The following is a 20,613-nucleotide window of genomic DNA, read 5'->3' as shown; positions in this document are numbered from 1 at the left end:
TAAAGTTTTTTTCGAACCCGTTACCAAAGTATACCAATCTCTTTAAGAATATTGGTAGGATATGATTATAAAATGGTAAGATTTTATTATCTTTGTCGAAATAACACAACCTACTAACAACTTATTATGAGAATTAATTGCGTCGTAGTTACTTACAACCGTGTAGCGTTATTAAAAGAGAACCTCTCTGCGCTTAAATCACAAACATATCCGATACATCAGATATTCATCATCAACAACCATTCAACCGATGGGACTGAAGCATATCTTTCCACCTTCAACAATGACCCTCAGATGAAAATCTATCATTTGGATAAGAACATAGGAGGGTCTGGCGGCTTTTCATACGGCATAAAGCAAGCCGTACTGAACGGATGCGATTATGTCTGGATAATGGACGATGATACCATTCCGGAGAAAGACGCCCTCGAACAACTGATAAAGGCGACTGCTCTTGATACACACATCGGGTTTGTCAGCAGTAAAGTGGTATGGACAGACGGAGAGATACACAAGATGAACAAGTGCGGAATCAGGCAACCCATCCAAAAGAAGACGTTGACGGACAATCCGTCCGTTTATGGACTTGCCTGCAATAATGCCACCTTCGTATCAACTTTAATTAAAGCTGAGGCTGTTTATAAGGTCGGACTTCCCTATAAAGAATTCTTCATTTGGCATGACGATATAGAATATACCGAACGAATTGTACACCAAGGATATACCGCCTATTACATTGAGCAAAGCGTCGTGAAACACAAAACCAATAGCAACTATGCCCCCCGTGTGTACGAGGCGGACCCGAAAGATTTATGGAAATTTTATTACCAGGCTCGCAACACGACCTTTCTTACCCGTTTAAGAAAGCCCAATGTCTTCATCTTCTATTTTTCCATATTAAATAAATACCGCAATTATATGCGCCGTATCAAACGGATGGAAGATAAAGAAAGCCAGAAACTGCTTCGGAAAGAAATCAAACGTGGATGTATAGACGGCTTGAAGTTCCGGCCTCAAATCGAATATATCTCCCCCAATGCCCTCCGGATGTAATATCCGGTACGCAGACGCTCACTCACTTGCTTTACATTCCGCTTCATGGCGGTGTATTGTTCGGGAGTGAGCGCATCCAAAACCTTGTCCAAGTCCGCCAACGAAGCGACACAGATGCCGATTCCGTTTGCACGGACAAAATCCGCCAAAGCAGCCTGTTCCCAAATGATGACGGGAAGTTCGCAGCGGATATACAACGAAGTCTTATGCGGATTGTTGTATTTCAGGTACTCGCCGAAATCTCCCGTACAAGCGTCCACCGAAAAACCGTCCCACACCAATCCGAAATCACCTTGTGCCGTAGCTATCAAGTCATCCGAACGGACAAAGCCTTTGCACGTAAAACGGTCCTTCCCTTTCGCCTTATCCAGCTCGAAACCATTTCCGTACAGGTTGAAACGGAACGAATGCGCATACACCCCCACTTCATACAGAAACGTATTTTTCCGCGGGTTCAACGCTCCGGCATAAAGCACTTCGTAAGGCTTGCCCGGCTTCCCATAAGGAGAGGCTTCCGTATCCGACAAGTAATCGAATATGCCAAGCACACCTATCGGACGCCTGCAGCCGTTTTCCTCCAGCCAGCGTTTCATCTTTTCATTGTGCGCGATGATGTAATCGGCATGGTCCAAGCGACGTATCTCTTGCTCCACGGTCAGCTTCTTGCGCCGGAAACTTCCCAAATCGTGTATCACCACAACGACTTTCGCCCCTCGCAGATGTGCCATACGGCAAACAAAGGTGAAATATTTCTTTAGCGGATATTGCAATACCAGACGGTCGCCTTTCCGCAAACAGAACGGTGCCTTCAATACGCCTGCCAGCGTAACCAGGAAAGCCAATACCGTATGGGTATAACGTGTTTGGGGCAAGCCGATGTTCACAAATCCGTCTTCCTCCATAATCCGCTCAATATCGGTCTTCGCCTTGTTCCCGGCTCCATCCACTCCTTTATAGTTACGCGACAAATAACAGTTTCTCATACCTTTATCTCTTATCTTCCTGCAATGTTTGTACAAAAGTAAATGAAAAGGCAATATTTTGCAAATGAAAAGCTGATAAACATCCGCTCCGCCAGGAAGTATAACTGCCATACCGACACGATTACTAATCGTACAGCGTAACGATTACTAATCGTACAGCATGACGATTACTAATCGTGTCGGCGATGTCTTTTCCTGATTGTCTTTTCCTGATTTTACTAGACACTTTTTCTTTTGATAAACAAATTCAGTAGACACTCTCCTGAAAGCTGTGCTTTCTTAGTTGCCAGACACTCCGGACACTATTCGTGCTAACGACAGCCTGTTCCAGACATAAAAACAAATACCGGTAACACAAATTTGGCCGTCTGCCGACAAAAAAATAGGGAGACACAAAAATATTTGCTATTTTTGCACCGATGACCAACAACAAACACGCCATGCGCATAGGATTCGATGCCAAAAGAGCCATACAGAACTTTACGGGATTGGGAAACTACAGCCGTTACCTGATAGAAGCCTTATGCCGCTACTATCCGGGAAACGAATACCTGCTGTTTGCACCCGCATACCGAGCAAGCCGACAGCTCGACACGATGCTTTCACGCTGCCCTTCGCTTGAATTCCGTTATCCGAAGGGAATGTGGAAACACGTCAGACCGCTTTGGCGGACTTTCGGCATTACGCACCGATTGACCGATGAACAAATCGACATTTACCACGGACTCAGCAACGAACTGCCGCTCAACATCCGGAAACAGAAGAGAGCAAAAAGCGTCATCACTGTGCACGACTTGATTTTCATACGCTATCCCCGATATTACCAACCTGCCGACCGCCGGCTGTATACATACAAATACGGGGCATCGTGCCGAAACGCCGATGCCATCGTGGCCATCAGCGAATGTACCAAACGCGACATCGTGAATTATTTTCATATCGACCCCGCCAAGATACATACCATTTACCAGGGATGTGACCCATCCTTCGCCCTGCCCGCCAGCGAAGCGGCAAAGCAAGAGGTGAAGGAGCGATATCAATTGCCGGAACGCTATGTGCTCAATGTAGGAAGCATAGAGGAACGAAAGAATGCACTGCTTGCCGTAGAAGCGATGCTCCGCGTGCCCGAATCCGTCCATCTGGTCATTGTCGGGAAACGCACGCCTTACACCGAGAAAGTGGAACACTTCATCGAAGAAAACCGGCTGCAGGGCAGGGTACATCTGCTTCACAATGTCGCTTTCCGGCATCTGCCGGCACTCTACCAACAAGCGGAAGTGTTTGTTTACCCGTCCCGTTTCGAAGGATTCGGCATTCCCGTCTTGGAAGCGCTCCACTCCCAGGTTCCCGTCATAGCGGCCACCGGCTCCTGTTTAGAAGAAGCGGGAGGGCCTGATTCCGTTTACATCCATCCGGATGATGTATCCGGCATGGCATCTGTCTTGAACCGCCTGCTGGACAATCCCGATGAAAGGCGCTACAGAGCCGAGCAAGGCAAACGCTTCGCCGCACGCTTTTCCGAGAAACAACAAGCGGAGCAATTAATCAACTTATATCAATCACTGTTAGCAGCGCAGCCATGAAAATCATCATAGCACCTGAATTCCGCCCATTACGGAGGGACATCGAAGACATATCCCGTTTGTTCGGCTCTCCGGAAGGGAAGACCGTCTACGAAGGAAGAAACTCCATCCGGAATTTCATCCTGCAAGGAACGCCCGTCACCATCAAACGGTTCAAGCGGGTAAACTTTGCCCAACAAATCGCTTATACATTCTTCAAGAGCACCAAGGCGGAACGCGCGTACCGCTATGCCAGCCTGTTCAGGCAAAGAGGCATCAACACACCACGGGAGATTGCCTACGTGGAAGTTTACGAACACGGCCTGTTCACCACCGGATATTTCCTTTCGGACACCTGTCCCGACCCTCCCGCATTTCCCGCATTGGTATTGGAACCAGACTTTGATAGCGCATTAGCGTCCGACTTGGCGCGCTTCGTCGCGAAGATGCATAGCAAAGGCATCGTACACGGCGACCTGAACTTAGGCAATTTCCTGTTCCGCAAGAATCCGGAAGACGGGCATTTTTCGTTTACCGTAATCGACATCAACCGCTCGATATTCTACAACGGGTATCCCGACCAGACAACCTGCCTGAAAAACCTGAGCACTCTTACCCACCGCAGAGACCTATTCCAGCTAATGATTTCTGAATACGCACGGGAAAGGAAATGGGACGAAGAAGAAACGCTGCGCGGCGCGACCGTATGGCTGGAAAAACTGGAAGCCAGACACGAACGCAAGCAACAAATCAAGAAACTTTTTAAATGACAAGCCTATGATACCTAAAGTCATTCACTTTTGCTGGTTGAGCGGAGACCCTTACCCAGCCCCCATCAAAAAATGCATGAAAACCTGGAAAAAGGTGATGCCAGACTATCTATGCAAACTATGGAGCCTGGAGAATTTCGACCTCGCTTCCGCCCCGCAATTCGTGCAAGACGCGGTTAAAGCACGCAAATGGGCGTTCGCCGCTGACTATATCCGTATGTACGCCCTTTATACAGAAGGGGGATTCTATTTAGACTCGGACGTAAAGATACTGAAACGTTTTGACGATTTCCTGACATACGATTTTGTATCAAGCATGGAACATCATCCTACCCAATTAGAAAAGACCGGCTCCATCCATGCCATCGCTTCCGATGGCAGCCGGGTAGGCGAAGGATATATATCCGGCATGCAGATACAAGCCGCCGTCATGGGAGCGCAACCCGGATGCCCGTTCGTAAAAGAAGTGCTCGACTGGTATCAATCGAAAGCATTCTCGAAAGAACTGCCCGCCGATATGTTTTCTCCGCTCATCTACGCTAGAATTGCCGAAAAATATGGATTCCGTTACATCGACGCCGACCAAGACTTAACGGGAAACATGAAAATATTCCGTTCGGAAATATTTGCGGGAAACAAGCATGAGGTCACTCCCGCCTCGTATGCCATCCACTATTGTGTACACAGCTGGAAACCGTCCGCCACGGAAAAGTTATGGAAAGCACTCAAGAAGCTCATCGGGTAACCCCTACAAAACGCATTCGGAGATATGGAACACAAATGTACATTCAGCATCGTGACGGTATCCTACAATTGTGCAGGCACCATCGGGAAAACCATTAAAAGCGTCATGCGGCAAGATTATGCCGGCAAAGAATACATCCTCATCGACGGAGGTTCCACCGATGGGACAGCTGAACTGGTCAAAACTCACAGAAACGACTTTTCCTACTGGTGCTCGGAACCGGACGGAGGTATCTATCAGGGCATGAACAAAGGAATCGCGCAAGCGCAAGGCGAATGGATTATCTTCATGAACGCCGGAGACACTTTCGCCAGCACACACGTGTTAAGCGACATAGCTTCTTATATAAATAAAGGAGAGTATGACATTGTTTACGGAGACATCTTGACCGGAAAAAACGGCACACCCAAACTGAAACCAGCCTCCGAACCTTGCAATAAACAACGGATGTACTTCTGCCACCAAGCGGCTTTCGCGCGAACCGCCCTACTGAAACAAATGCCATTCGACACCCGTTTCAATATGTCGGCGGATTTTCATTTTTTCAAACGCTGCTACTTGTCGGGCTACCGCTTCCGCCACGTACCCGTCACCGTAGCTGTTTACGATTCACACGGAGTGTCGAACAGGCAACGCATCAAAGGATTGCGCGACAACATCCGCGTCATCAGGGAACTCGACAAAGGATGGGATAAAATCAAATTCCTCCTGAAGCTGTATTATGTAATCGGCTGGATTAAGCTGACCAAGCCGATGAGCCACTAAAAAAATGCCGGTTCATTTTAGAAGCTGTTTTGAATTTCTCCAAAAAGTTTTTCTTGGCTTGATGTATCCGTTTTCGTATGTGCTTTGGGCGATAAATTCAAAACAGCTTCTTAGGCACACGCTCAAACATGCTCGTTTTGCCTCCGTTCCCATTCTTCTTTCGTCCGTTTCCAGCGGTTATGGCTCCAAAGCCAATAAGCAGGTTCACGACGAATCATCTCTTCCAACATAGCGGCATAACAGTCGGTAAGACCATAATCGGGATACTCTTCGGGCGAAAGTGTCATCCGCTTCAGCTCACAATGATAATAACCTCTTTTTATGCGCTTCACATCGGCAAAGTAAACCACCGCCCCTACCTGCTTGCTTATCTGTTCTGTCCCGATAAAAAACGAAGTGTCGCGGTGCAGGAACTTGGTCCAATGATGCACGCTGTTCCATTTAGGAGCCTGATCAGCTATAAACCCAATCATAGTAGGCTGCTTTTGCCTTTTCAAGGTAATGATACGGCGCAACGTCTCTTTCATCGGGATACATTCTCCGCCAAAACGGTTGCGAAGGTAAAGAAACAATTTATCGAATGCCCTATTATACAAAGGATGGTAAATCTGCCCGCAATGGATGGAATCCGGATACCAATAAGCCAGCGAAGCAATCCATTCCCAATTGCAATAATGTCCTAAATAGATAAAGCAGAAGTTTTTTCCGGTTGCCGCCAAATCAGCGACCATATCGTCCGCTCCCGAAAAAGTCATACGCCGCATCACTTGCTTTTGGGACATGGAAAATAATTTAAGATTCTCTACCACACAATCGCAAAAGAAACGGTAAAACTTCTTCTCGATGCGGACTATCTCTTCCGGAGTCTTTTCCGGAAACGAACCTTCCAAGTTCTTACGCACAATCTTCCTGCGGTAACGCACGACATAGTAAAGCGGGAAATACAATACATCGGACACCACATACAAGACAGGCAAGGGTATCAACGACAAAAGAAACCATCCGCAAAAAATAAAATAATATAATAATTTCATCAAGACTGCTTTATTTCGGTTTATGAGGCAAAACTACAAAAAAAATCCATTACCTTTGCAAATTATTAAACATTCCATGCTACCGACATGAAAGAATTTTTCCAACTGATGCGGCGTTTCGTATCGCCTTATAAAAAATATTTGGGTTGGTCAATCGTATTAAACGTATTGTCCGCTGTTTTCAACATCTTCTCTTTTTCCCTGTTAATTCCTATCCTGAACATCCTGTTCAAGACCGGAAGCAACGATAAAGTATACCACTTCATGGAATGGGGCAGCGCCAGCCTGAAAGACGTAGCAACAAATAACTTCTATTATTATACCACACGGCTGATAGACACATTCGGCCCTGCCACGACCTTGCTCTTCCTCGGCTTGTTTTTAGGTTTTATGACACTGCTGAAAACAGCCTGCTACTTCGGTTCATCCGCCATCATGATACCGCTGCGCACCGGCGTGGTAAGAGATATCCGGTTATTGGTATATAGAAAGGTAGTAGAACTGCCTTTGGGTTTCTTTTCTGAAGAACGGAAAGGAGATATCATTGCCCGCATGAGCGGCGACGTAAACGAAGTGGAAACTTCTGTAACCAGTTCATTGGATATGCTGCTGAAGAATCCGATTCTGATTATTTCTTATTTCACCACCCTGATAGTGACCAGTTGGCAACTTACTTTGTTCACCATCCTGGTATTGCCTACAATGGGATGGGTGATGGGAAAAGTGGGACGTGCGCTGAAACGCCAGTCGCTTGACGCGCAAAACCGTTGGAGTGACACCATGTCGCAATTAGAAGAGACATTGGGCGGACTCCGCATCATCAAAGCCTTCATCGCCGAAAAGAAAATGACCGACCGGTTTCAAAAATGCTGCAACGATTACCGCGACGCTGTCAATAAGGTAGCCATCCGCCAATCGTCCGCTCACCCGATGAGCGAATTCTTAGGGACATTGCTCATCGTTGCCGTGCTATGGTTCGGAGGTTCGCTTATCCTTTCGAACAATGCGCCAATAGACGCTTCCACATTCATCTTTTACATGGTCATCCTGTATAGCATCATCAATCCGTTAAAAGAATTTTCGAAAGCCAGTTACAACATCCCGCGCGGACTTGCCTCGATGGAGCGTATTGACAAAATCCTGAAAGCCGAGAACCCCATAAAGGAAACGACTCACCCTGAGACATTAAACGACCTGCAAGACAGGATAGAATTTAAAAACATTTCCTTCAGCTACGATGGGAAAAAAGATGTTTTAAAAGACATCAACCTGACCATTCCGAAAGGCAAGACCATCGCCCTCGTAGGACAGTCCGGTTCAGGCAAATCGACCTTGGTTGACTTGCTTCCCCGTTACCACGATGTACAGAAAGGCGAAATCACCATTGACGGAATCAATATCAAAGATGTCAAGATACACGACCTGCGCAGCCTGATAGGAAACGTCAACCAAGAAGCCATCCTTTTCAATGATACTTTCTTCAACAACATCGCATTCGGCGTAGAAAACGCTACCATGGAACAAGTCGTTGCCGCCGCTAAAATAGCGAACGCACACGACTTCATCATGGAAAAGCCAGAAGGATATGACACCAATATCGGAGATAGAGGAAGCAAACTATCGGGCGGCCAGCGCCAGCGCATCAGCATCGCGCGTGCCATCCTTAAGAATCCTCCCATACTGATTCTGGACGAAGCCACTTCCGCACTTGATACGGAATCGGAACGACTGGTGCAAGAAGCATTAGAGCGGCTGATGAAGACACGCACGACCATTGCTATTGCCCATCGTTTGTCTACCATCAAAAACGCGGACGAGATTTATGTATTATACAACGGGGAAATCGTAGAGCATGGGACTCACGATGAACTGATACAGAGACAGGGATATTACAAACGCCTGAACGATATGCAATCACTCGGTTAAGACACGTATCCGTCCGACAATCACCTCCGGACGGATACCCGTCAGGCAACGGTAATCTCCCCAACGGCAAGGCTTATTACCGTAAATGGAGCAAGGGCGGCAAGGCAAATCCAACTGCACGACATTTTCTTCCGCCTGATTCCACCCCATAAAGCCCGCATAAGGATGGGTAGCCCCCCATACGGATACAACAGGAACGCCAACCAACGAAGCCAAATGCATATTCCCTGAATCCATTGCCAGCATCACATCCAATTTGCTCATCAATGCCAACTCCTCTTGCATCCGTAACCGCCCTACCACAGAAGTGACGTGAGGGAACTCTTTCTCCCACGCATCCAACACTTTTTTTTCTTCATCACCTCCACCAAACAAGAACATACGCATACCGCCGATAGCCGATAGCCGGCCAACCACTTCCCGATGAAGGGATAACGGATAAATCTTCCCCTTGTGCGCGGCAAAAGGAGCGATGCCAATCCATTTATCTTCCCCCTTCTCCCCTATCCAATCTTCCAGTAATTCTGGTGCTGGGGCAAACTCGAAAATCGAAGAAAACCGCAATGTGAATGGATAACCTAAGTGCTCAAATGTCTCCAGATAACGGCAGAAAGAAGACTTTAAAGGAGTTTTAAACTTACCGGATACCAACCTATACTTTGCCCTTCTACCTTTATTTATGTGACGCACCCGGACACCATCCGCACAAAAACACAAACGTAACACCTTGCTACGAAGCACATCATGTAAATCAGCCACCGCGTCAAACTTTTCTTTGCGCAACTCCGAATAAAGGCGCAATATGCCTTTCAGGCCTTTATGGTCTTTTTTCAAATCCACTCCTTTAAAAAGGAGATTGGAGGGAGCATACGCAAATAAAGGCGCCATAGCCGACCGGCTCAACACCACCAACTGGTGTTGAGGATAAGCTTTTGCAAACGAATAAAGCACCGGGACAGCCATAGCAACATCTCCCAGTGCTGAAAAACGGATAGCCAATATCTTCGCCATTGCCGCTCACTTACTTTTTACCGTAAAGTACGGGGTTCAGCGCCGGGTCATTATACATCTTCATCTGCTTATATACCTTCATGTATTTCCGTCCCGCCTCAATATCGGTTATCAACCGGTCGATAGCCGATGACAAATCTTTCTGTTGTTCCAATAACACTTTCAACTTGGCTTCACATTGCACTCGGTGAGCCTCTTCCGTATCCTGCCGTCCTGCTTCCTTACCCATATGGTAAATCTTCAATGCCAAAATAGACAAACGGTCTACCGCCCATGCCGGACTTTCGGTATTGATGGTAGCGTCCGGCTGTATTTTTACTTCTTTATACCGGTCTAAAAAATAACTGTCTATCAACTCCACCAAATCTGTCCGGTCTTGATTCGACTTATCAATGCGGCGTTTCAACGCAAGCGCTTCCACCGGATCAATCTCCGGATTGCGGATTAAATCTTCCAAATGCCACTGCACCGTATCAATCCAACACTTCAAATATAAATAATATTCGATGGTTTTCATCGGATAAGGATTCACTATCGGTGCATCCACATTATCTTCTTTATGATAATCGTCAATCACTTGTACAAATATGGGATTGCTCAATTCCGTAAAAGTCATATTGTTTTCGTTTTTATAAGATTAATAACCCAGCCCAAAATCCAAAAAGGGTATCATAACGAACCCGTTTTATCAAATCGGTTGAAACATTCGGCAAATGTAATGCATTTGTATCACATTAAAAAATCTTCCAAGTTAAACATTTCTTACTCCAAGCATAAAACCAGCCATACATCAGCATTCGTTTCAGCACACATGTCCTTACCGGCAAAGCCCTATTTGTTAATGAACGTATAATACGAAGCTATATTCTTAAATCGTGTTATAAAACATAATATTTTAGCACACACACTTGCATATTCCAGAAAAGTCCGTACCTTTGCATCGTGTTTTTCATAGTATTAGATTTAAGGTTAACAAAGGTTGGAGTACAGCGGTACTCCTTTTTTTATGTCCGTATGTCATGAGAGCAAAACAGAACAAGCGTGTATTATTAGGAATGAGTGGTGGAACCGACAGTTCGGTAGCAGCCATTATCTTACAGGATGCCGGATACGAAGTAACCGGTATCACGTTCCGCTTTTACGAAAAAGATGCTCATACCGAATACCTGGACGATGCCGCTGAACTCTGCACACGGCTACACATCCCACACCTCGTTTATGATGCCCGCGAAATCTTCCAGCAACGAATAATCACTTATTTCATCAACGAATATTTGAAAGGACGCACCCCCGTGCCCTGCACTCTTTGCAACAATCTTCTGAAATGGCCGCTCTTACAACAAGTTGCCGACGAACAAGACATCTATCATATCGCCACAGGACACTATGTACAAAAGGTCCTACACAACGGACGCTGGCATATCTCTGCCGGCTCTGACCCAGACAAAGACCAATCATTTTTCCTTTGGGGATTGTCGCAAGAAACGTTGCAACGAATGCTTTTGCCCATGGGTAACCTTACCAAAAAAGAAGTGCGCGCACTAGCTGCCGAACGGGGATTCACAAAAATGGCTCACAAACGTGATAGTCAGGGGGTCTGTTTTTGTCCCGGAGATTACCGCACTTTCTTACGCGAACATACAGAAACTGGAAAAATCGTACCCGGCATCTTTTACAACGAAGCCGGCATCCCCATCGGGACACACGAAGGATATCCTTTTTATACCATCGGACAACGCCGCAGACTGGGTATTTATCAGAACCAGGCATTATTCGTCAAACAAATCATTCCCGAAACAAATGCAGTCATCATCTGCAACCGCTTGCAGGCACTGGAACATAACGGCATGTACCTCTCACACTGGTACTTGGCATGCCCCGATGAAGTCATCGGAAGCAATGATGAAATTATCGTTAAAATACGCTACCGCAAACAAGCCAACCGTTGTAGGATTACACTTACCGCCGACAACCGTTTGCATGTCTGCCTGCACGAACCGTTGGCGTCCATTGCCTGCGGACAAGCGGCGGTATTCTATCGAGACAACATTGTACTGGGTGGAGGAATTATCGATGCCGTAGTTGAATAAATTGTTTTTCTATGTCTTTACAACTTTCTGTTTCAATCAATCAATATTTTTTGTACATTTGCTCGCATACAAATTAAAACACTTAGCATGATGATACCCGATTACACCCCTATCCTCAACAAAACGGTCAATGAATTGTCCGACCCTGCCTCCTATGAAGGACTGTTCCATCAATACAAAGACGGTGAACTCCTCCCCTCTGCCAAATCACTCAGACGCATCGTAGAACTGTCACGTGAAATTCTTTTTCCTGGCTACTTCGGCAACTCTACCATACACAGACGCACCCTCAACTATCACATCGGTGTAGATGTAGAAGAACTGTTCCGCCTGCTTACCGAACAGGTGGAGGCAGGATTCTGTTTCGGCATCGAGAATGCACTTTCCGACGAATCTCCGGAAGAATGCCTGTGCCATACTACGGCCTCAAACATTGCTGCCCAGTTCATCAGTCGCCTGCCGCTAATACGCCACACTCTAGCCACAGATGTAGAAGCAGCTTACTACGGCGACCCTGCCGCTACCTGCTTCGGTGAAATCATCTGTTGCTATCCCATTATCCGTGCCATCACCAATTACCGTATAGCCCACGAACTCTACACGCTAGGCGTGCCACTCATTCCACGTATCATCACCGAAATGGCCCACTCGGAAACGGGTATCGATATCCATCCGGGAGCAAAGATAGGTGATCACTTCACCATCGACCACGGTACAGGCGTGGTTATCGGCGCCACATGCATCATTGGCAATCATGTCAAGCTTTATCAAGGAGTGACACTAGGAGCAAAAAGCTTCCCGCTTGACGAACATGGAAACCCCATCAAAGGTATCCCCCGCCATCCAATTTTGGAGGATGATGTAATTGTCTATTCGAATGCCACCATCCTGGGACGCATCACCATCGGGCGCGGAGCTACCATTGGAGGAAATATCTGGGTAACCGAAAGTGTTCCGGCTGGAGCACGCATCGTACAGCGGAAAAGCTGAGTCATTTCACCACAGATAGCTCAGATTTTCATAAAAACCTACAGCAGCCCGTTCACGGCAAAGTATTTCCAAAGCGGGGCTGCCATCAGGGCTTGCTTGATTTGGTCGTTCAAGAGCAACGTGCGCACTTCATCCGCTGTAAGCAATTCGACGCTGATGTCCTCGGTTTCTTCCAGATGCTGGGTAGAGACACGCTCCACACCGGTGGCAAGGAAGCAATGGCAGAGGTTCGTGTTCGTGCTGGGATTGGCAGAAATGTCCATCCAGTGTTGCCATTCGCCCCCGCCGAAACCAGTTTCCTCGTACAATTCACGCCGAGCTGATTCGAGGGGCGATTCTCCTTTCTCGCATACGCCTGCACAGATTTCATAACAGGTCATCCCCAGTCCGTGGCGGTACTGGCGCTCCATCAGGAACTTACCGTCGCGGGTAATCGCCAGCACGTTTATCCAGTCAGGATATTCCAGCACGTAATACTCTTTGTTTTCTGCTCCTGTAGGCAACAGCACGTGGTCTTTTCGTGCCGTGAGCCACGGACGCCGGATGAGGTATTCGCTCTCCAGCACCGTCCATTTCCGGTCTTGATTGTTTTCTTTCAGCATATTGTATTAGTTTATAACCTGTATCGATTTTGAAACGCAGATTCACGCAGATTTACACAGATAATAATTTTTGCGTTAATCTGCGATAATCCGCGTTTCCTTATAACAGCATTAATCTATCGCTTCACCACCACCAACGGGATTCTTCCCAGCTCTGCCGCCAGTTCAGAGAACGAGCTGTGGAACGAGCCGTATATCTTCCGGGTGTGTGCCAGCGTCCACAGGTCGGCGATGCCTTCGCGGATGCCTTCCGTGGTACTGCGGTCGGCTTTGCTTTCGGCACAGACGATTCTTTCGCCGTAACGGGTGCGCATCGCTTGTTTCACTTCTTCCGAATCGGTGGCAAGGTAGATACAAAGGTCGGGATGCGCCGCCTGTTCCTTATCCAAACAACCGAAAAACGCCTCCAGCGGACTGTGCTCGATAGACAAAACATTATCAGTACGACGGATATGCACGCCTACGGTATAATCCGAAAAGGCGGAAATGCGTTTCCCGATGACCTCCTCTATCTGCGGAACGGGACGGAACACCTCGTGCAGCAGCGCATCGGGATAAGCATAGAAAGGCAGATAGGACGCCATATACACATTGCCCCGTTTTGCCCAGCCCTCAAAGTCGAAACCTTGCGTGCGGAGCGCGTCTATCTGATGCTCGTACAGACACGCCCGGAACAGCAGCTTCTGAAACAAGGCAGGAACGCGGAAGTTCTTCTGCCTCGGACGGTCGTACACCAACAAATCAAAAGCCGATGCTTCGGTAATACATACCTTTTCGGACAAATTCCGGGGCACGAACAAATCACGAAAAGCAGCATGCAATGCCCAGTCACGAAACCAGATTACTTTCAATTCAATGCCGGTCTGTTCCGCCAATGCAATGGCGGAAAGCGTGGCACGGATGCGGTTTGCCAAACCTCCGGCAGGGACAAATATCATTTTTCTTTTCATATCGCACAAAAGTAGCGAATTTATCTTAGAGAAAATCGTACCTTTGCAAAAACTTTGATGAAATATGAGGGTACTTATCATAAATACATCCGAACGAATAGGAGGAGCAGCCATTGCCGCAAGCCGACTGATGGAAGCCTTAAAAAGCAGTGGTATCAAAGCAAAGATGCTGGTACGCGACAAACAAACTGAACAGGTAACTGTAGTAGCACTGAAGAAGTCTTGGCGGCAAATCTGGCAATTCGTATGGGAGCGTATCATTATATGGAAAGCCAATCACTTTAAGAAACACAACCTCTTTGCCGTAGACATTGCCAACACAGGTACCGACATCACCTTGTTGCCCGAATTCAACCAAGCCGATGTTATCCACCTGCATTGGGTCAACCAAGGCATGCTCTCGCTGAAAGACATTGAGAAAATACTACAATCGGGCAAACCCGTAGTATGGACAATGCATGATATGTGGCCTGTGACAGGTATCTGTCACCATGCACAGGATTGTATCCGTTACCAAACGCAATGTCACGATTGTCATTTGTTGTACCGTGGGCACAAACATGACCTTTCTTATAAGACTTTCGTCAAAAAACAACGCCTCTACAAGAATGCTCCCATTACTTTTGTAGCATGCAGCCGCTGGCTGGAAGGATTGGCTCAGAAAAGTATCCTCACCCACGGACATACCGTAACCAATATTCCCAATCCTATCAATACGAATCTGTTTCATCCTACCGACAAGCTTGCTGCCCGACGGAAATTGAACCTCCCTGAAGACAAACGATTGTTGCTGTTCAGTTCAATGAAAATTACCGACAAGAAAAAAGGCATCGATTATTTAGTAGAAGCCTGCCGCCTCCTGAACGAAATGCAACCCGATTTTTGTCGCGAACTTGCAGTAGTGGTGGTAGGCAAGGAATCGCAACAATATGCCGACCTCTTCCCATTCCCTGTTTATTGCCTCAATTATGTAGGTAAGGAAAAAGAAATGCCGACTATTTATAACGCCGTAGACCTCTTTGTCACCCCCTCGCTTCAGGAAAACCTGCCCAACACCATTATGGAAGCCATGTCGTGCGGCGTGCCCTGCGTAGGATTCTGCATCGGGGGCATCCCCGAAATGATAGACCACCTGCACAACGGCTACGTGGCACGCTACCGCTCTGCCGAAGACCTGGCAAACGGCATCTGCTGGTCACTCACCGAAGGCGATTACCAAAGCCTCAGCACCGAAGCCCGGCGCAAAGTGCTCAGCACCTACGCCGAACACGTGGTAGCAATGAAATACATCGGAATCTACAACCGCATCACCGGACAAAACGACTGAAACACGCCTATGCTGACACACTTTCATCCCAAGTTCTCCATCATCACGGTGACCTACAACGCCGCTGCCGTCATCGAAGACACCTTGCAGAGTGTCATCACCCAGACGTACAAGAACATCGAATACATCATCATCGACGGAGCCTCTACCGACCGCACAATGGAAATCATCGGACGCTACCGCAAGCACATCCATACCGTAGTGAGCGAACCCGACCGCGGACTATACGATGCGATGAACAAAGGCATCCGCCTCGCTACGGGCGACTACGTGTGTTTCCTCAATGCCGGCGACGAGCTGCACGAAGACGACACCCTCCAGCTTATCGTCCACAGCCTTACGGGATTGACCGGACTGCCCGATGTCATTTACGGGCGTACTGCCATCGTCGATGAAGAAGGGCATTTTCTGCGAATGCGCCGCCTCGAACCGCCTGAGAACCTTACATGGCACAGTTTCCGCCAAGGGATGCTCGTCTGCCACCAGGCTTTCTTCGCCCGCCGCGACCATGCCGTGCCCTATGACCTCCGCTACCGCTTCTCCGCTGACTTCGACTGGTGTATCCGCGTGATGAAGCAAAGCACCGTGCTGCATAACACGCGCCTCACACTCATCGACTACCTCAACGAAGGCATGACCACGCGCAATCACCGCGCCTCCCTCACCGAGCGCTTCCGCATCATGTGCCGCCACTACGGCTATGTACAGACCATCCTGCTCCACCTCAAGTTCGCGCTGCGCCTGCTGTATAAGAAATAAATGATGTTTTTCACCACAGATTACACAGATTTTTTAAGTTATTTCTCTTGAAACGCAGATTGGCGCAGATTCACGCAGATAAAATAAAAATAATCTGCGTGAATCTGTGGTGAGAATCACCCGCGCCTCCGCAGGCGGAGCACAACCAGCACAATGGCACCTGCGAGCAGGATGCCCAGCGCACAGTAGGCAATAGTTTCAGTAATAGTAACCGATTTCGGCTCGAAAAGCAAACGGACGGTGTGCTTTCCGGCCGGGACATTGATGGCACGAAGCACGTAATCGGCTCTACCTACGGGAACTTCCTCTCCATCCACAAAAGCCTGCCATTCGGGATAATAGATTTCGGAGAACACCACCGTACCTCCGGCTTGTGAACTGATTTCGTACGTCAGTTCGTTCGGTTCGTAATGCTTGAACGTAATACTGCGTGTCGAATCGGCAACCGATGCTTGTGAAGGAGCTTTTACTTGCTCGGCAAACTGAAGATTAACTACGGCTATCTTGCGTAAGTCAACTACTGCAAGGCTGTCCAGCTCTTCATTGGCATTGCCCACATAACGCACATCGTCTACAAACCAAGCGTTGCCCATTGCGTATGGGTTCTGCACAGGCATCGTGCCTCCGCCCTGCAAGGGGAAGATGAAATATTTCGCGTTCAGCATGTTCAAGATACGTATACGGTCGGGGTCGAGCGCCGACATGTCACCTCCCGTCTGAGGAAGTTCAGAAAAGAGATTACCCATTTCGCCCTGGATGTACGCTTCAATAAGCTCCTGATAGCGGCGGAGCTTGGCGGCGTGATATCCCCCGATGCTTTTGTGCCAATAAGAAGTCTCGTTTTCATTGAAGGTATTGGTTGATAGGTTCAGCACCCGATAATACGTGGTATCCTTCAGAATCGCCTTATCGGTCTCCGAAGGCTGCGCGAAAGGTTTCATCTCGGTGCCTTTCGCCACAAACTGCGCGTCGTACAGATAACGCTTGTTCACCGTCCACATATCGAGCAGGCAGAGAGCCGCCAGCGAAAGGATGAGAGCGGTGGATTTCAGTTTCCCGCGCACATACATCAACAGCAGTGCCACACCCGCCAGAATGACACAGAAGCTGCGCCAAGCGTCGGCGGTAAAGATGCTGACACGCATTTCTTCGAGGTTCATCAGGACAGGCGCCAGATGTTCGGCGGGAAGCGCGTTCTGCAACGCGTTCATTTCCATCGTCGATACATACGAAGGGAAGAATACGCGGGGCGCGATGGCAAACAATAGCGACAAGCCTCCCGTAAGCCCCAGACTGACGAAGAACGCTTTTGCCTTTTCGCGCAGCAGTTCGGGATGCTCCACTATCTGTTTCAGCGCCAGCATCGCCAATAAAGGTATAGTGAATTCGGCTATGACGAGGATAGACGAAACGGCACGGAACTTATTGTACATCGGCACATAGTCGATGAAGAAATCGGTCAGCCCCATAAAGTTCTTTCCCCACGAAAGCAGGATAGAGAACAGCGTTCCGCCCAGCAACGCCCACTTCATCGGCCCCTTTACAACGAAGCAGCCCAATACAAAAAGAAACATCACAAAAGCGCCTACATAGACTGGTCCCGACGTGCCCGGCTGTTCGCCCCAATATTGCCCCAACTGGCTGTACAGGCCTGAATACACCGGATTGGCTTTGCTCATCGCCCGCTCGTTTTGTGCCAAAGGTACGGAGGCTCCGCCTTTCACGTTCGGCACGAGCAGCGAGAAGGTTTCGCCGATGCCGTAGCTCCATTGCGTAATGTAACTGCGCTCCAGCCCGCTTCCGGTCTGGTCGGCAGACTGCGGCTTCACCAGCTCGCTCTTGCCACGCATGCTCTCCTTACTGTATTGGTAGGTGTGATAAAGGTTCGACAGATTGATGCATACCGCCAGCACACCCGCCAACGCCAGCACGCCCGTTGCCTTCAGGAAGCGGGGGAAAGCCTTTTCCTTCCATGCTTTCACGCCGAACGCGATTGCCATAAAGAGCATCACGAAGAGGAAGTAATACGTCATCTGCAAGTGGTTCGACACTATCTGAAGTGCGGCGAAAAGCGCGGTGACGATACCTCCTGCCCAATACTTGCCGCGATACGCCAGCACCATTCCCGCAATGGTAGGCGGTATGTAGGCAAGCGTGACGAATTTCCAGATATGTCCGGCGGCTATGATGATGAAGAAATACGAGGAGAACGCCCATATAACCGCTCCCAATGCCGCCATCCAGACTTTGAAATTAAACGCACGAAGCAGGATGTAAAATCCCAACAACATCACAAACACGTACCATACATACGTGGGCAAATACAAATGATACAGATCTTGCACCGTGTTCAGCGTACGGCTCGAATCATATCCCGGAGCCAGCTGATATGTAGGCATTCCGCTGAACAGCGAGTTCGTCCAACGGGTCACCTTTCCGTGTTTTTGATGATATTCCTGATGTTCGCGTCCGGCTCCGATACCCGCTACCGCATCGTGTTGCGCCAAGATGCGCCCCTCGAACACCGCCGGATAGAAATAAGCAAACGAAATCGCTATGAAAAGCACAACCGCCGCCACATCCGGAAGAAGTTTCTTTAATTCATTCATACGATATAAGTTTTTGAGTTTTAATGGGGGCAAAGATAACACAATACTCCTTGAAAATGCTAACTTTGCGGCGTAAAATAAAATCATTTATGAAAATAGGAATCATCACCGCCATGTCTTCCGAGCAGAAGCAACTGGCAAACCAACTGGACAATAAAACGGAACATCGTGAGGGACCTTTCTCTTACATTGAAGGAACGGTAAAGAACAACACGCACATCCTGATGCAATGCGGCATCGGGAAAGTAAACGCTGCCGCCGGAACGGTAGAGCTCATCCGCAATTTCCAGCCCGACTGCATTATCAGCACCGGAGTGGCGGGAGGCATTGACAGCGAACTGAATGTAATGGATGTAGTGGTAAGCCGGAACATCGTTTACCACGACGTGTGGTGCGGCGAAGGAAATGCCTACGGACAAGTACAAGGTTTCCCCACTTTCTTCCGTGGTGATGACACCTTATATAATTGTGCACTCTCGCTCGATACCGAAACGCCGATTCACGGCGGACTGATTTGCACGGGCGATAAATTCATCACCGACCGCACGGAACTGAATGCCATCAAGCAGAACTTTCCCGAAGGACTTGCGGTCGATATGGAATCGGCTGCCATTGCCCAAGTATGCCATCTCTACCGCGTGCCTTTCATCAGTTTCCGTATCATCAGCGATACGCCGGGAGCGGACAAACACTTGGAACAATACAAGAACTTCTGGGGCGAAATAGCCGATAACTCGTTCCGTGTGACCGAAACCTTCCTGAAAGCATTACCGAACAAACTTTAAAACCCTACAGATATGAAAAAGATACCCAGCTTTACCGTAGACCATATCCGCCTGCTGCGTGGCATCTACGTATCACGCAAAGACGCGGTGGGAGACGAAACCGTCACTACATTCGATATCCGCATGAAAGAACCCAACCGCGAGCCGTGCCTCAGCCCTTCGGCTATTCACACGATAGAACATCTTGCCGCCACGTTCCTGCGCAATCATCCCACATGGGCAGACAAGATTATCTATTGGGGACCGATGGGATGCCTTACGGGCAACTATCTGGTTGTGAAAGGCGACCTTCAGTCCACCGATATCGTCGGACTGATGAAAGAGACTTTCCGCTTTATCGCCACTTTCGAAGGTGACGTGCCGGGAGCCAGTCCCAAAGATTGCGGCAACTACCTGATGATGAATCTTCCGATGGCACGATGGGAAGCCCAAAAGTTCCTTGACGAGGTGCTGGAGAAGCTGACGGACGCCAACCTGAATTATCCAGAATAATATTCTCTGAATACAAAGCCCCCGAAAACCGCTTTCTCTTGTGTTTCCGGGGGGCTTGTTCTTATTTTGACTAGATAACTTCGTCTGGTGTAAGATTAATAATCTTCCGCTTGTAAGATTAATAATCTTGCAGCCTGAAGATTAATAATCTTACAGCGGA

The 20,613-nt window shown here is 48.2% G+C and carries 19 protein-coding genes; 12 read left to right on the top strand and 7 right to left on the bottom strand.

The window, feature by feature from the left end; translation table 11 throughout:
* Positions 1-126: 126 nt before the first annotated feature.
* On the top strand, positions 127-1,053 hold the full coding sequence (locus tag B5F78_RS00830) for a glycosyltransferase family 2 protein (protein ID WP_087405699.1): 927 nt from the start codon (positions 127-129) through the stop codon (positions 1,051-1,053).
* On the opposite strand, the gene B5F78_RS00825 is transcribed toward B5F78_RS00830, so the two are convergent.
* A complete protein-coding gene (locus tag B5F78_RS00825; RefSeq protein ID WP_087405698.1) occupies positions 1,014-2,036 on the bottom strand; it encodes a galactofuranosyltransferase in 1,023 nt (340 codons plus the stop codon). The genes B5F78_RS00830 and B5F78_RS00825 overlap by 40 nt on opposite strands.
* 440 nt (positions 2,037-2,476) lie before the next feature.
* On the opposite strand from B5F78_RS00825, the gene B5F78_RS00820 reads away from it, so the two are divergent.
* From B5F78_RS00820 to B5F78_RS00805, 4 genes are read left to right on the top strand one after another with little or no spacing between them, the layout of a single operon-like run.
* Positions 2,477-3,619, top strand: coding sequence for a glycosyltransferase family 4 protein (locus B5F78_RS00820; RefSeq protein WP_087405716.1), 1,143 nt, complete (start codon positions 2,477-2,479; stop codon positions 3,617-3,619).
* Positions 3,616-4,368: a lipopolysaccharide kinase InaA family protein gene (locus B5F78_RS00815; protein WP_087405697.1), complete on the top strand. Its 753-nt coding sequence runs from the start codon at positions 3,616-3,618 to the stop codon at positions 4,366-4,368. The genes B5F78_RS00820 and B5F78_RS00815 overlap by 4 nt, the downstream gene beginning before the upstream one ends.
* A 7-nt stretch (positions 4,369-4,375) precedes the next feature.
* Positions 4,376-5,113, top strand: coding sequence for a glycosyltransferase family 32 protein (locus B5F78_RS00810; protein ID WP_087405696.1), 738 nt, complete (start codon positions 4,376-4,378; stop codon positions 5,111-5,113).
* Positions 5,114-5,137: 24 nt separating this feature from the next.
* Entirely contained in the window at positions 5,138-5,878 is a 741-nt protein-coding gene (locus B5F78_RS00805) for a glycosyltransferase family 2 protein (protein WP_087405695.1), read from the top strand.
* A 122-nt stretch (positions 5,879-6,000) separates the two neighbouring features.
* On the opposite strand, the gene B5F78_RS00800 is transcribed toward B5F78_RS00805, so the two are convergent.
* Positions 6,001-6,912, bottom strand: coding sequence for a lysophospholipid acyltransferase family protein (locus tag B5F78_RS00800; RefSeq protein ID WP_087405694.1), 912 nt, complete (start codon positions 6,910-6,912; stop codon positions 6,001-6,003).
* 87 nt (positions 6,913-6,999) lie between these two features.
* Here B5F78_RS00800 and B5F78_RS00795 point away from each other — a divergent pair, with 87 nt between their 5' ends.
* The gene (locus tag B5F78_RS00795; RefSeq protein WP_087405693.1) at positions 7,000-8,838 is read left to right on the top strand and encodes an ABC transporter ATP-binding protein; all 1,839 of its coding nucleotides are present in this window, start codon (positions 7,000-7,002) and stop codon (positions 8,836-8,838) included.
* On the opposite strand, the gene B5F78_RS00790 is transcribed toward B5F78_RS00795, so the two are convergent.
* Positions 8,827-9,849 (bottom strand): glycosyltransferase family 9 protein, encoded by a 1,023-nt coding sequence (locus B5F78_RS00790; RefSeq protein WP_087405692.1) that lies wholly within the window; start codon positions 9,847-9,849, stop codon positions 8,827-8,829. The two genes, B5F78_RS00795 and B5F78_RS00790, sit on opposite strands and share 12 nt — an antisense overlap.
* 10 nt (positions 9,850-9,859) lie before the next feature.
* Entirely contained in the window at positions 9,860-10,465 is a 606-nt protein-coding gene (locus B5F78_RS00785; protein WP_087405691.1) for a DUF4254 domain-containing protein, read from the bottom strand.
* Between the two features lie 340 nt (positions 10,466-10,805).
* On the opposite strand from B5F78_RS00785, the gene mnmA reads away from it, so the two are divergent.
* Together mnmA and B5F78_RS00775 are read left to right on the top strand one after the other, a co-directional pair.
* On the top strand, positions 10,806-11,939 hold the full coding sequence (mnmA, locus tag B5F78_RS00780; protein WP_255376579.1) for a tRNA 2-thiouridine(34) synthase MnmA: 1,134 nt from the start codon (positions 10,806-10,808) through the stop codon (positions 11,937-11,939).
* A gap of 87 nt (positions 11,940-12,026) precedes the next feature.
* Complete coding sequence (locus B5F78_RS00775; RefSeq protein ID WP_087207998.1) at positions 12,027-12,929, top strand: serine O-acetyltransferase; 903 nt, start codon at positions 12,027-12,029, stop codon at positions 12,927-12,929.
* 38 nt (positions 12,930-12,967) lie between these two features.
* Here B5F78_RS00775 and B5F78_RS00770 read toward each other — a convergent pair whose 3' ends face one another.
* Positions 12,968-13,531, bottom strand: coding sequence for an NUDIX hydrolase (locus B5F78_RS00770; protein ID WP_013618324.1), 564 nt, complete (start codon positions 13,529-13,531; stop codon positions 12,968-12,970).
* 116 nt (positions 13,532-13,647) lie between these two features.
* Complete coding sequence (locus B5F78_RS00765; protein WP_087248434.1) at positions 13,648-14,481, bottom strand: glycosyl transferase; 834 nt, start codon at positions 14,479-14,481, stop codon at positions 13,648-13,650.
* A gap of 64 nt (positions 14,482-14,545) precedes the next feature.
* Between B5F78_RS00765 and B5F78_RS00760 the strand changes: the two genes are divergently transcribed.
* Positions 14,546-15,808, top strand: coding sequence for a glycosyltransferase family 4 protein (locus tag B5F78_RS00760; RefSeq protein WP_022039013.1), 1,263 nt, complete (start codon positions 14,546-14,548; stop codon positions 15,806-15,808).
* 9 nt (positions 15,809-15,817) lie between these two features.
* Positions 15,818-16,567: a glycosyltransferase family 2 protein gene (locus B5F78_RS00755; protein ID WP_087405689.1), complete on the top strand. Its 750-nt coding sequence runs from the start codon at positions 15,818-15,820 to the stop codon at positions 16,565-16,567.
* Between the two features lie 116 nt (positions 16,568-16,683).
* On the opposite strand, the gene B5F78_RS00750 is transcribed toward B5F78_RS00755, so the two are convergent.
* A complete protein-coding gene (locus B5F78_RS00750) occupies positions 16,684-19,176 on the bottom strand; it encodes a YfhO family protein (protein ID WP_087405688.1) in 2,493 nt (830 codons plus the stop codon).
* 89 nt (positions 19,177-19,265) lie between these two features.
* On the opposite strand from B5F78_RS00750, the gene B5F78_RS00745 reads away from it, so the two are divergent.
* Together B5F78_RS00745 and B5F78_RS00740 are read left to right on the top strand one after the other, a co-directional pair.
* On the top strand, positions 19,266-19,961 hold the full coding sequence (locus B5F78_RS00745) for a 5'-methylthioadenosine/adenosylhomocysteine nucleosidase (protein WP_087207990.1): 696 nt from the start codon (positions 19,266-19,268) through the stop codon (positions 19,959-19,961).
* 12 nt (positions 19,962-19,973) lie between these two features.
* Positions 19,974-20,453 carry an S-ribosylhomocysteine lyase gene (locus tag B5F78_RS00740; RefSeq protein ID WP_087395386.1) on the top strand — a complete coding sequence of 160 codons (480 nt, stop codon included), beginning with the start codon at positions 19,974-19,976 and terminating at the stop codon, positions 20,451-20,453.
* Positions 20,454-20,613 lie beyond the last annotated feature (160 nt).

This window comes from Bacteroides sp. An279, assembly GCF_002159615.1.
GTDB lineage: Bacteria > Bacteroidota > Bacteroidia > Bacteroidales > Bacteroidaceae > Phocaeicola > Phocaeicola intestinalis.
The sequence above is the reverse complement of the archived record's forward strand: the minus strand, read 5'-3'. Positions and strand labels throughout refer to the sequence as shown.

Excerpts from the sequence above, each read along its gene's own strand:
- B5F78_RS00785 (WP_087405691.1), bottom strand. The coding sequence starts at position 10,465 with ATGACTTTTACGGAATTGAGCAATCCCATATTTGTACAAGTGATTGAC.
- B5F78_RS00810 (WP_087405696.1), top strand. The coding sequence starts at position 4,376 with ATGATACCTAAAGTCATTCACTTTTGCTGGTTGAGCGGAGACCCTTAC.
- B5F78_RS00755 (WP_087405689.1), top strand. The coding sequence starts at position 15,818 with ATGCTGACACACTTTCATCCCAAGTTCTCCATCATCACGGTGACCTAC.
- B5F78_RS00775 (WP_087207998.1), top strand. The coding sequence starts at position 12,027 with ATGATGATACCCGATTACACCCCTATCCTCAACAAAACGGTCAATGAA.
- B5F78_RS00795 (WP_087405693.1), top strand. The coding sequence starts at position 7,000 with ATGAAAGAATTTTTCCAACTGATGCGGCGTTTCGTATCGCCTTATAAA.
- B5F78_RS00750 (WP_087405688.1), bottom strand. The coding sequence starts at position 19,176 with ATGAATGAATTAAAGAAACTTCTTCCGGATGTGGCGGCGGTTGTGCTT.
- B5F78_RS00825 (WP_087405698.1), bottom strand. The coding sequence starts at position 2,036 with ATGAGAAACTGTTATTTGTCGCGTAACTATAAAGGAGTGGATGGAGCC.
- B5F78_RS00760 (WP_022039013.1), top strand. The coding sequence starts at position 14,546 with ATGAGGGTACTTATCATAAATACATCCGAACGAATAGGAGGAGCAGCC.
- B5F78_RS00790 (WP_087405692.1), bottom strand. The coding sequence starts at position 9,849 with ATGGCGAAGATATTGGCTATCCGTTTTTCAGCACTGGGAGATGTTGCT.
- B5F78_RS00830 (WP_087405699.1), top strand. The coding sequence starts at position 127 with ATGAGAATTAATTGCGTCGTAGTTACTTACAACCGTGTAGCGTTATTA.
- B5F78_RS00745 (WP_087207990.1), top strand. The coding sequence starts at position 19,266 with ATGAAAATAGGAATCATCACCGCCATGTCTTCCGAGCAGAAGCAACTG.
- B5F78_RS00820 (WP_087405716.1), top strand. The coding sequence starts at position 2,477 with ATGCGCATAGGATTCGATGCCAAAAGAGCCATACAGAACTTTACGGGA.
- B5F78_RS00815 (WP_087405697.1), top strand. The coding sequence starts at position 3,616 with ATGAAAATCATCATAGCACCTGAATTCCGCCCATTACGGAGGGACATC.
- B5F78_RS00805 (WP_087405695.1), top strand. The coding sequence starts at position 5,138 with ATGGAACACAAATGTACATTCAGCATCGTGACGGTATCCTACAATTGT.
- B5F78_RS00770 (WP_013618324.1), bottom strand. The coding sequence starts at position 13,531 with ATGCTGAAAGAAAACAATCAAGACCGGAAATGGACGGTGCTGGAGAGC.
- B5F78_RS00765 (WP_087248434.1), bottom strand. The coding sequence starts at position 14,481 with ATGAAAAGAAAAATGATATTTGTCCCTGCCGGAGGTTTGGCAAACCGC.
- B5F78_RS00740 (WP_087395386.1), top strand. The coding sequence starts at position 19,974 with ATGAAAAAGATACCCAGCTTTACCGTAGACCATATCCGCCTGCTGCGT.
- B5F78_RS00800 (WP_087405694.1), bottom strand. The coding sequence starts at position 6,912 with ATGAAATTATTATATTATTTTATTTTTTGCGGATGGTTTCTTTTGTCG.